The sequence below is a fragment of the Methylotenera sp. genome, from assembly GCF_029946165.1.
Taxonomy (GTDB): Bacteria; Pseudomonadota; Gammaproteobacteria; order Burkholderiales; family Methylophilaceae; genus Methylotenera.
In genome coordinates this window covers 1-11,602 of sequence record NZ_JAQSDZ010000018.1, presented here as the reverse complement: position 1 = coordinate 11,602, position 11,602 = coordinate 1, and the positions used below count along the sequence as shown (strand labels likewise).

The 11,602-nt window shown below is 38.1% G+C and carries 11 protein-coding genes; 10 read left to right on the top strand and 1 reads right to left on the bottom strand.

Translation table 11 applies throughout. From position 1 onward, the window contains the following. Window positions 1–6: 6 nt before the first annotated feature. The 10 genes from epsF (at window position 7) to PSV17_RS09575 (ending at window position 10,606) form a co-directional block, all read left to right on the top strand. Window positions 7–1,407 carry a chain length determinant protein EpsF gene (epsF, locus tag PSV17_RS09620; RefSeq protein WP_300481979.1) on the top strand — a complete coding sequence of 467 codons (1,401 nt, stop codon included), beginning with the start codon at window positions 7–9 and terminating at the stop codon, window positions 1,405–1,407. Window positions 1,408–1,411: 4 nt separating this feature from the next. Beyond that, window positions 1,412–2,290 carry a chain length determinant protein tyrosine kinase EpsG gene (gene epsG / locus PSV17_RS09615; protein ID WP_300481977.1) on the top strand — a complete coding sequence of 293 codons (879 nt, stop codon included), beginning with the start codon at window positions 1,412–1,414 and terminating at the stop codon, window positions 2,288–2,290. 102 nt (window positions 2,291–2,392) lie between these two features. Next, entirely contained in the window at window positions 2,393–3,253 is an 861-nt protein-coding gene (gene xrtB / locus PSV17_RS09610) for an exosortase B (protein ID WP_300481976.1), read from the top strand. 20 nt (window positions 3,254–3,273) lie between these two features. Next, on the top strand, window positions 3,274–3,975 hold the full coding sequence (epsI, locus tag PSV17_RS09605) for an exosortase-associated protein EpsI, B-type (protein WP_300481973.1): 702 nt from the start codon (window positions 3,274–3,276) through the stop codon (window positions 3,973–3,975). 343 nt (window positions 3,976–4,318) lie between these two features. Then, on the top strand, window positions 4,319–5,158 hold the full coding sequence (kdsA, locus tag PSV17_RS09600; protein WP_300481970.1) for a 3-deoxy-8-phosphooctulonate synthase: 840 nt from the start codon (window positions 4,319–4,321) through the stop codon (window positions 5,156–5,158). Window positions 5,159–5,207: 49 nt separating this feature from the next. Then, a complete protein-coding gene (locus tag PSV17_RS09595) occupies window positions 5,208–6,683 on the top strand; it encodes a lipopolysaccharide biosynthesis protein (RefSeq protein WP_300481969.1) in 1,476 nt (491 codons plus the stop codon). Between the two features lie 63 nt (window positions 6,684–6,746). Then, window positions 6,747–7,646 carry a glycosyltransferase gene (locus tag PSV17_RS09590; RefSeq protein ID WP_300481968.1) on the top strand — a complete coding sequence of 300 codons (900 nt, stop codon included), beginning with the start codon at window positions 6,747–6,749 and terminating at the stop codon, window positions 7,644–7,646. A gap of 228 nt (window positions 7,647–7,874) precedes the next feature. Beyond that, window positions 7,875–8,054: a hypothetical protein gene (locus tag PSV17_RS09585; protein ID WP_300481967.1), complete on the top strand. Its 180-nt coding sequence runs from the start codon at window positions 7,875–7,877 to the stop codon at window positions 8,052–8,054. A gap of 42 nt (window positions 8,055–8,096) precedes the next feature. Next, entirely contained in the window at window positions 8,097–9,581 is a 1,485-nt protein-coding gene (locus PSV17_RS09580) for a lipopolysaccharide biosynthesis protein (RefSeq protein ID WP_300481965.1), read from the top strand. Window positions 9,582–9,604: 23 nt separating this feature from the next. Further along, window positions 9,605–10,606 carry a polysaccharide pyruvyl transferase family protein gene (locus tag PSV17_RS09575; protein ID WP_300481963.1) on the top strand — a complete coding sequence of 334 codons (1,002 nt, stop codon included), beginning with the start codon at window positions 9,605–9,607 and terminating at the stop codon, window positions 10,604–10,606. Window positions 10,607–10,658: 52 nt separating this feature from the next. Here PSV17_RS09575 and PSV17_RS09570 read toward each other — a convergent pair whose 3' ends face one another. Continuing rightward, window positions 10,659–11,474, bottom strand: a complete 816-nt coding sequence (locus PSV17_RS09570) for a glycosyltransferase (protein ID WP_300481961.1) — start codon at window positions 11,472–11,474, stop codon at window positions 10,659–10,661. Between the last annotated feature and the right edge of the window lie 128 nt (window positions 11,475–11,602).

Below are 11,602 nucleotides of genomic sequence, written 5' to 3'. Positions count from 1 at the left end.
ATTATTATGAATTTGCTTCAATTACTATTGATATTAAAGGCGCGATATAAAGTTATTCTAATTACTTTCCTAATTACGGTAACGACTGCTACAGTGGTCACTTTATTTTTGCCCAAAAATTACACTGCAACCACTTCATTATTACTCAATTATAAAGGTATGGATCCCGTTACGGGAATGGTGTTACCTGCACAACTAATGCCTGGTTATATGGCAACGCAGAATGATATTATTCAAAGTCGGAACATTGCACTTAAAGTGGTCAGTCAGCTTGGGCTGGATAAGTCAGAACAGGCCCAAATGCAATTTAATCAAAGTAATGGGAGTGGTGATATTAAAAACTGGCTAGCAAACTTATTGTTAAATAACTTAGTCGTTAGGCCATCTAAAGAAAGTAGTGTTATCGAGATTTCTTTCAAAAGCGCCGACCCTAATTTTGCCACTGTTATCGCTAATTCGTTCGCGGAAAACTACCAACAAACTAGTATTCAATTAAAGGTTGCTCCGGCTCAACAGGCAGCAGGATACTTTGGGCAACAAATCAAGACTTTGCGAGATGATCTAGAGAAAGCGCAGTCAAGATTGTCTGCATATCAACAAGAAAAAGGGATAACCAATCCAGAGCAAAACTTAGATATTGAAAATATGCGAATGAATGAACTATCTGCGCAATTGAGTATGGTGCAAGTTGCTGCAATAGATTCGCAATCTCGTAGTTCAAATGCGCAGAGAAGCGCATTGGATTCCCCAGATATTGTATCAAGTCCAACAATACAGGGTTTAAAATCTGACTCAGCTCGGGCAGATGCAAAATTGGCTGAATTAGGCCAACGCTTAGGTAAAAATCACCCTGCATATAGGTCTGCAGAGGGCGAAGCTCTTAAAATTAGAAGCCAGTTGAATGAGGAGGCACAACGTTTATCAAATAGTATCGGTAATTCAGCTAGCATTAATCAGCAACGTGAGTCACAACTCAGAGCCCAAGTCGAGATTCAAAAGAAAAAAGTGTTAAATTTGAACCGATTGAGAGATGAAATGGGTGTTATGCAGAAAGACGTTGAGGTGGCTAAAAAAGCTATGGATGCGGTAACACAGCGTTATAGCCAAACTAGTATTGAGGGGCAATCTAATCAGAGTGATATTGCCATCTTAAATCCAGCAATTCCTCCAACTAGTCCGAGCAGCCCTAAACTATTTATTAATATAGTCTTAGGTGCTTTTGTTGGGTTGGTGCTAGGTTTAGGTTTCGGTTTCTTAGCAGAATTATTGGATAGACGTGTTCGTGGTAGAGATGATATTTCTATTATTCTGGGTGTGCCAGTATTCGCCGTGATTGAGGGTAATACCTCAAAGACTAATCAAAACTTATTACTAGGGCAAGCAAGAAAATTGCTTACTTCTAATTAAATATATGGGTGATATTAACGTGGATAAACAATTGGTGCAAAATGATGCTCGTAAAGCCGACTCAAGCATGGGTAAGTTACTGCTTGATTTAGGTAAAATAAAGCCAGAAGATGCAGAACGCGTACTTAGATTGCAAAAAGTAGAAAATATTCGCTTTGGAGAAGCTGCTCAAAAACTTGGTTTAATTACTGAGGCAGATATCAAACAAGTATTGTCCTTGCAATTTGACTACCCTTATCTACAACCTAATCAAGGTCAATTTAGCAAAGAGCTAGTAGCTGCTTACAAGCCTTTTTCTAAACAAGTTGAGGCACTCAGGGCTTTAAGAAGTCAGCTAATACTTCGGTGGTTTAATGAAGGCTATAAGTCGTTAGCAATTGTTTCGGCAACTTCTGGCGATGGTTGTAGTAATTTAGCGGCAAACTTGGCCGTAGTGTTTTCTCAATTAGGTGAGCAAACTCTGCTAATCGATGCAAATCTAAGAGAGCCAGTTCAACATAAGATTTTCAATTTAAACGAATCAAGAGGACTGTCAGATATCTTGGCTGGTCGCGCAGGTCTTGAGGTTGTGAAAAAAGTGGATTCATTTGTGGATTTAACCGTATTAGGTGCTGGTACCGTACCGCCGAACCCGCAGGAGCTATTAAGTCGTTCTAATTTTATAGAGTTCATGAAACAGGCTAACGCGCATTACGACGTAGTAATTGTCGATACAGCGCCTGCCATTGAAACATCGGATGCGCAAACTGTAGCGAGCCGTTGTGAAGGCGCTTTATTAACTTCAAGGCTTAATCAAACGCGACTGTCAGATTTAACAAATATTCGCGATCAGCTATCGCTGGCTGGGGTGCAAATTGTTGGGGCAGTTGTTAACGATTTTTAAGGGTCAGAGTAAGATCAGGAACTTAGGCGATAATACCATCGTTCTACATTGGGGGATTTAGCCATTAACTTTTCAGCTTCAAATTTAAGTAAAAACCCCATAGTGCCGCTATTGCCCTTGCTTACAATTTTGCTTGGTTTGCTAGTGGTATATGTACCTACGTTTTCAGATTTATTTCATGGCATTTGGAAAACTGACCAACAAGCTCATGGACCTATCGTATTTGCGGTTGCTTTATGGTTTTTTTATTACAAAGCTAAGCTGTTAATTAACAGTAACATCCCTGTTATTCCCGCACCAAAATTAGGATGGCCTATTTTAATATTAGGCTGTGCATTTTATGCCCTTGGCCGGTCTCAATCACTCTATATATTTGAAGTCGGTTCATTAGTAATGGTCTTACTAGGCTTAACACTGTTGTTCTTTGGTGTGGCAGTGGCTAAACACTTTTGGTTTGCGTTCTTTTTTATGTGTTTTATGGTGCCATTGCCACCTTCGGTGATTGATATTATTACGCAACCCATGAAAATGGCAGTTTCCTATGCGTCTGAACATCTGCTATATCGCATGGATTATCCCGTAGCTCGAAATGGAGTCATTATCTATATCGGGCAATATCAGTTATTAGTTGCAGATGCATGCGCGGGCTTAAACTCATTATTTACATTGGAAGCGTTGGGCTTACTCTATATGAACGTAATGAGACACGAATCTCCCCTGCGCAATGCCTTGCTAGCAATATTGATAATACCAATATCTTTTGCCTCGAATGTCACGAGAGTCATCGTATTAGCGCTTATCACTTTTTATTGGGGGGATGAGGCAGGGCAAGGATTCGTACATGAATTCTCGGGTATGTTTTTATTCATGACTGCACTAATGCTTATTATTGGTGTGGATAGTTTATTAAGATATTTAACTGGTAAGTTTGAAAATCGCACACCTACAGTGGTTAATGTTTGAAGAACATGATGCAAATAAATATGTTCATATTTCCTCAAATAACACAAAGAAAAAGTCTGTTAGTAGCAGCATTTTTAATTTTGGCTGCATTATCCGCCATTAAATTGACGCCTACGACGCATGCAGTAAATAGCACGCCCGACCTTGACGCTCTTATCCCAGTGAAATTTGGAGGATGGGAACAGATTGCAGACCCCTTTACCCAAGTTAGTCTGACTACAGGCGGCAATGATTTAGCTAGTCAACTATACGACAAAATTCTGATGCGCACTTATGCCAATAAAAGTGGCGATAGAATCATGCTCGCCTTAGCTTATGCACGAGAACAGAAACAAGATATTAAAATTCACCGTCCAGAAGTATGCTATGTGGCACAAGGTTTTCAGTTATTAAGTAAAAGTAATAACACCATGCATTTATCTTCGGAAAAGCCAATCAAGGCGCTACGACTATTAGTGAGTAATCAAAGGCGCTATGAAACAGTGAGTTATTGGATAAGAATCGGTGACGACTACCCCACAAGTGGAATGTCCGCCAGATTGAAAATATTACGTGATGGTTTAAAAGGTAAGGTTTTAGATGGCATTTTAGTCAGAGTATCAACCGCAATTAGTGATCCTACTGAGGCTGATGACGCTTATAAAAAGCAAGAAGCGTTCTTGATGGAGCTAGTCAGTGAAACAAAACTCGCAATTCCCAATATACTAATTGCTGAAAAGTAAATTTGTGCGCATAACCCTGTGGTGAGGCTTAATTTTCATACGTTCTAATTTCAACATTGTATTAAATACTCGGCATCAAATGCTTAGAGCGCCTTTGCAGGCAAAAATGATCTTACCTAAATTACCCAATGTTTATTTTGGCCTAAGCTTTACTTTATCTCATGCGGACTAATGACTAATATTGACATCCATTAAATCCATATAAATAAACTTACCAGCAACACTAATAGCACTTTTATGGTTAAATCTCACTCGACATACCCTAAGCGACCCTTGTGTCAAAAATGGGTGCGGTGTTTGCTTAAGTAAAAAATAAAACTAACTTTTTAATTTTGAGATAAATATGCAATTAACGAAAGACATTGTTTTAGATAATAAAAAAGATTTTGTACTGTTTGGTGGTATCAATGTGCTTGAAGATGTTGATAGCACACTAAAGGCTTGTGAGCACTATGTAAAAGTGACTCAAAAATTGAATATTCCATTAGTATTTAAAGCTTCATTTGATAAAGCCAATCGATCTTCAATCAACTCACACCGTGGCCCAGGTATGGAAGAGGGCTTGAAAATATTTCAAGCGGTTAAAGCTGAGTTTGGCGTGCCGTTGATTACAGATGTGCATGAGCCATGGCAAGCCGCGCCAGTGGCTGAAGTGATTGATATATTGCAATTACCAGCATTCTTAGCACGTCAAACAGATCTAGTTGTGGCATTGGCAAAAACGGGCAAGCCTGTAAATGTGAAAAAGCCCCAGTTTTTAAGCCCCCATCAAATGCTAAATATTGTTGAGAAATTTAAAGAAGCCGGCAACGAGAAAGTAATTTTATGCGAACGTGGCAGCGCATTTGGTTACGATAATCTCGTAGTGGATATGCTCGGGTTTGGTGTGATGAAAAAAATATGCCCAGGTACGCCTATCATATTTGATGTAACACATGCTTTACAGCAACGAGAGGCTCTAGGCGCAGCATCAGGCGGCAGACGCGAGCAAGTTGTAGATTTGGCACGCGCAGGCATGGCGGTAGGTTTGGCGGGCTTGTTTCTAGAGTCACACCCAAATCCAAAAGAGGCTAAATGTGATGGCCCTAGTGCATTGCCTATTGATCAGCTTGAAGCATTTCTAACGCAAATTAAAGCGATTGATAGTTTAGTAAAGTCATTTCCACCAATCAATATCATTTAAAAATTATCTTACTATTGATTTAACAAGTAGTGCATCAGTAAAATGAATAATGATTAAAAATAAACTCGCGATAGGTGTCGCTTGGTTAGGCGCGGCCAAGGTAATAGTCAATTTTCTCGGGATAATTAGCACTTTAATTCTTGCTCGATTACTCACCCCAGAAGACTTTGGCTTGGTGGCGTTGGCAACGACAATGTTAACAATCATTGGCTCGGTGACTGAGCTGTCACTTGCATCTGCATTAATTCATCATAAAGATCCAACCGATTTACATTTCAATACTGCGTGGACACTAAATTTATGTCGTGCTGTTATCGTTGGGTTAATCTTTTGCGCAGCCGCACCACTCGCTAGTAACGCTTATCATGAACCTCGACTGCTAGATGTGATGCTCGTAATTGGCGGCTCAGTAATTTTATCTGGTTTTAATAATCCTAAAACGGTAATCCTAACTAGGAGGTTAGTGTTCTGGCAAGAGTTTGTCATGACCGTGACACAGAAGTTAGTAGGTTTTATCGTGGGTATTGCTATCGCATTGGTTTATAAAAGTTATTGGGCTTTAGTAGGAGGTATTGTTGCTTCACAAATAATAGGGATTATAGTCTCTTATGTAATCATTCCTTTTAGACCTAAATTTGCAATCATTCACGCTAAAGAGTTATGGTCTTTTTCTATTTGGCTGACCTTTGGTAAAATTGTAAACACACTGAATTGGAATTTTGACCAATTGCTTGTTGGCGCACATCTGGGTAAAGCTACACTAGGTTTTTATAGCGTTGGTGATAAATTAGCCGGCATGTCTAGCCGTGAAATTATTGGGCCACTTGAAACTACACTTTTTCCTGCATTTTCTCAAATTAGAGATGATAATTCACGCCTGCAGTCAGCCTATAAAACAGCCCAAACCCTCATTTTTGCAATAGCTTTACCACTAGGTGTGGGATTTGCATTGGTTGCACATTCAGTAGTCTTGTTACTGATGGGGGTCAAATGGCTGCCTGCCGTAGAGGTGATTCAGATTATTGCCGTTACTGTCGCCTTTCAAACGTTAAGTGCTGCTGCGCAACCGCTAGCTATGGCGCAAGGTGAGACGAAGTTTTTGTTTCAGCGTGATTTGATTAGCTTCTTGATTCGTGTGCCATTAATCATTATTGGTTTGATGTTAGGCGGCTTAATTGGACTTTTATATGGTCGAGCAATATCAACTTTTATCAGCATTTCAATGAATATGTTTATTGTTCGCCGATTAATTAGAACCTCGATTATTGACCAAGTGCTGGCTAATGCAAGATCGTTCATAAGTATATTGATCATGATTGGCACTGTTTTGATGTTGCAACACTTTATTGGGAGTGAAGGAACGCCTCTCATCTTAACGCTAAAGATTACTGCGTTTATTCTCTTGGGCGGCTTGGCATATGTCTTAACAAGCTTAATCATTTGGTTTAAATTAGGTATGCCACATGGCCCAGAAACGCAATTTGCTAAGTTACTAGCGAAATCATTACCAAGAGCAAAATATTAAAAAAATTACTCTTGAATCCAGATTTGAAATTCTTGGATAGATTTATACAAAAAAGGAAACATCATGTTAGTTTCAATTTACATGCCTACAAAAAATCGCCTTGACATGCTTAAGGCTGCTGTGGAGTCGGTAAGGAATCAGACATATGAGAATTTCGAATTAATTGTTGTGGATGAAGCTTCAACGGATGGTACGACAGAGTATCTAAAACATATTTCAGAAGTTGATTCTCGCGTAAGATTTTTCCGAAACGAAGTGAGTATGGGTGCTTGTTATGCGCGTAATCTTGCAATTAAAGCCTCTTCTGGTGTATTTGTTACAGGTTTAGATGATGACGACGAGTTTAAGAGCAATCATATTAGTGCATTAGTAGGATATTGGAATTTTTTATCTCAAAACTCAACTGATCAAATTGCTTGTATATATTGTCAATATATTTCGAGGAATGGTGCACGTTTGAAGGAAAGCCAAAAATTGAGCAATATTGAATACACTGATTTACACCGTGTGAATTACATTGGCAATCAGATTTTTGCTCCACGGCATCACTTTATAGAAGCTGGATTATTCGATGAACAGATGCCTGCGTGGCAAGATTTAGAATGTTTTTACCGAGTTTTAAAGAAATTTGGCACTGCTAGGTTGTTAGACATGGCGACCTATGTATTTGATACTACACCAAGAACCGACAGACTTTCAGTTGGGCAAAAGACAAGGATTTCTAAAGCTTGCGAATTAATGATTAAACTGCATGTGCCTAATGATGCTAGAGCCCAGCAAAGGTTGAATTTACAGGTTTATTCTACTTATTATGGTTTCGCACCTACATTCAAAGAGGTAGTTGATTTTGTAAGGCGAGGATTTTGGTTTGAAGGCTATCTTATAATCTTTTTACACTATACCCATAAAAGTATTTTAAGACCTTTAAAAAAGTTAATTAAAAAACTACTTTTAATCAAATAGCATAGATTATTTTAAAGTTGTGCTGAATATTTTATATACTAGGCGCGCTCAAATTTGAAGTGCAACTTATTCGAAGGAAAATGTTGCATGGGAAATTACAAGTAATTAAGTATTGAAGAACGTAGCCTTATACAGGCGCAGTTAACGTTAGGGTTTTAGCCTAGTTGGATAGCTGGTTGGATTGGGTAGGTCTGTTTCGACGATTAGCCGAAAGCTTCGCCGCAATGGATGGGTGAAGAACCTAGACGTGGTCGACCTGCGATTGCTGGAAAGTACGGTGCAGTGCTGGCTCAAAATAGAGCGGAAGGGTTGTCAGTAAAACCTAGGGTTGAAAGACGGTTGCAGTGTGGCAATATGCTTTGGAATGCAGTGATGGATTATTTAACTTGCTTAATTAATGAAATTTAAGGATTGAATTGATAAAAAGACTCTACTTACAAAAGAATCAACATGAAAGATAAACTTGCCAAAGGCGTTGCTTGGTTAGGTGCGGCCAAGGTAATTGTCAACTTGTTAGCGCTTGGCAGTACTTTAATATTAGCACGCTTGCTCACACCAGAAGATTTTGGCTTGTTCTCTTTAGCCCTTACCATGCTAACGATTATTAGTGCGCTTACTGAATTGTCGATGGCGAATGCTTTAATACATCATAAAAGTCCTACAGATATACACTTTAATACCGCATGGACATTAAATCTGTCGCGTGCGTTAATAATAGGCATTATCTTCTCTATTTCTGCGCCCATCATGGCGCAGATTTATCATGAACCTAGATTAACAAGCATTATGTTGTTTCTAGCCGTATCGATTGTGATGAGTGGATTGAATAATCCTAAAATGGTACTATTGACCCGAGATTTAGTTTTCTGGCAAGAGTTTGCACTAACGGTTTCACAAAAGTTCGCAGGGTTTATTGTTGGCGTTGCGATAGCTTTAATATATAAAAGCTATTGGGCATTAGTTGGAGGTATGATCGCCTCGCAATTTGTAGGGATTGTAATTTCTTATATTATTATTCCCTTTAAACCAAAGTTTTCATTCGCTCATTCAAAAGAACTTTGGTCATTTTCAATTTGGTTAACATTTGGGCAGATTGTTAATACACTCAATTGGAAGTTAGATCACTTACTTATAGGCAGCTACTTAGGTGTTAAGTCATTAGGATTTTACAGTGTAGGGGATAATTTAGCTGGCCTGCCTACCCGTGAAACAATAGGTCCACTGCAAACAACCCTGTTCCCCGGTTTTAAGAAAATATCTGATGATAATGAGCGCCTCAAAGCTGCCTATAAATCTGCTCAATCATTAATTACCGCAATTGTTTTACCTATAGGCGTAGGTTTCGCGCTTATTGCTCATCCCATGGTACTTTTGGTAATGGGTGAAAAATGGTTGCCTATAGTTCAAGTTATTCAAGTGCTTTCATGCGTATTTGCTTTGCAGACATTGAGTTCTCCTGTACAGCCGCTTGCTATGTCTAAAGGTGAAACAAAACTATTGTTTAAACGAGATTTGTTTAGCTTTGGTATGAGAGTACCAATTATCGTTGCCGGAATGTTCATGGGCGGACTGCTTGGCATTATTTATGCTCGTGCTATTACAGGAGTAATTGCGATTTTTATCAATATGCACTTAGTACGTCGTCTTATTGGTACGGCAATAAGCTCGCAAATTGCAGCCAATGGGCGTTCATTGATTAGTATTTTGTTGATGGCAATTTGTGTTCTATACCTAGAAAGCATATTAGGACAAGGTGGAGCACAACTAGATTTATTGTTTAAAATTGTTGCATTAATTATTTTTGGTGCATTGATATACTTATCAACACACTTTATTTTATGGATTATTGCTGGTAGACCCCAAGGGCCAGAAAATGAGATTTTAAAAATAGTATTTAAATTAATTGAAAAAATTCGACGTGTAAGTAACGCATAGCATTATAGAAAGAGGAAAATTGGATGAAGAGAAATGAAGCCGTAATTAATATGCAAGTGGAACGATTAAAAAATGTACTAGGCAAGTTAATACCATTTGGAACATGTTATGCGCTAATTGACTTTCCTGATCATTCTAATGTTGGTGATAGTGCAATCTGGTTAGGGCAAATTGAATTGCTTTTGCAATTGACAGGAAATAAGCCTTCATATGTATGTACGTTACAAAATTTTGATGCTGACGAGTTATTAAAAGCTCTACCGTCAGGGCCAATTATTATGCATGGTGGTGGAAATTTTGGGGATATCTGGTTATCGCATCAAGATTTCAGAGAGATGATCATAGGACGATTCAAAGATAGGATGATCATTCAGTTACCGCAATCAATTAGTTTTAGTAATCTTGCATCAGTTAATAAAACAGCAAGAATTATCGAGCAACACTCGAACTATCATTTGTTAGTCAGAGATCAAAATAGCTATGAATTTGCTCAGCAACACTTTCAATGCTCGTTGCAACTTGTTCCAGATAGTGCATTTGTTATTGGGTCGATTAAACGACCAATACAAGCAAGTAAAGATGTTTTTATGTTATTGCGCGACGATGCAGAGCGTGCAGAATATGATCGTAGTTTATTGTATACGATACTAAATTCAGAACATGCTGACTGGCTTGAAGAGCCCTATAGTTTTAATAAAAAAACCAAATACTCGGCTGTATTTCAGGCTATATATAGTGGTCACTGGAATAAGCGTGATGCACGCTTAACTTATTATCAGTTACTAGCTCAGGGTAGGGTTAATCGTGGTCTAAAATTACTATCAAATGGTCGACATATCATTACTGATCGTTTGCACGCACACATACTCTCAACGCTTCTCGATATTCCACATGTCGCTTTAGATAATAGCTATGGAAAAGTTTCTAGCTATATTAGCGCTTGGACTCATATTTACCCAGCAGTTCAAACAGCAAAAACATCAGATGAAGCTTTAGCTAAGTTGAATTTACTACCTAAAGATTAAGATATTAAAAGTAGTAAGTTAGAGATCCTCCAATGATTTTAGTATGGTGGAACTACTTGTAGTAAGAAGACTTTCTAACTGGTTTTCTGAAGTAGGATAGAAAGAGCTCTTTTGCAAGTATGATATGTAATTTAGCTCTATTAGGTCTATTTCTTACTAGCGCAAGTGCAGCTCTTATAACTCTGAGTGTAATATTTTTTGGGCTGCGTAATTGCTGATGTGTGAAATAAGCCATTGAAATCTCTTCATTAATTTTTTTTAAGTCATTCATGTGTTGATTTATATATTTTAGGTGATAACTTAATATACCGAAGAAATAGGCATTATGCTTACGTAAATAATATGATGCCCATTCTTGATCTTCGGCAGAAAATACATCTTCACGAAATGGACGATTTAATATTGGTTTAACTTTTAAAAATGCACAGGAGTTAGATAGCCCAATTGCTGGAGAGAAATTTTGAGTATCAATTTTTTGTTCACTCCACAGTTTGTCTGGGTTCGTGGTGGCGCAGAGGCAAAAACCTAGGCAATTAGTTTTTTCATATTTGATCACTCCTAATGCCTTCTGTATCATAATTTCAGATTGCATAACGACATGTGAGCTAATGATTAATACATATTCTGTTTGGCAAGCCTCAACACCTATATTAATCGCTTTTGAGTAATTAAAAGGTTCATTAGGGTAGTCGATTACTTGATCAAAAACTTTTTCGAGTGATAGTCTTTGTTCAGCACTGGATGCTGAATCAACAGCTAGTATCATAGCTGGTGGAAAAGTTTGTGCGCGTAGCTTTTCAACCACTTCAGCCACGAGTGGAAAGCTGTTGTGCGTTCTAATTAAGGCAGTATATTGAAATGAGCTCATGCTGATATTGCATTTTTGTTCAGATTTAAACTGATATTTAATTTAAAAATGTATTGTAAAGTAAACTAAATGGAAGGGGCTGTAGTAGATTAGCATAAATGTTATGCTAAATAAATGAAGCTAAGTCA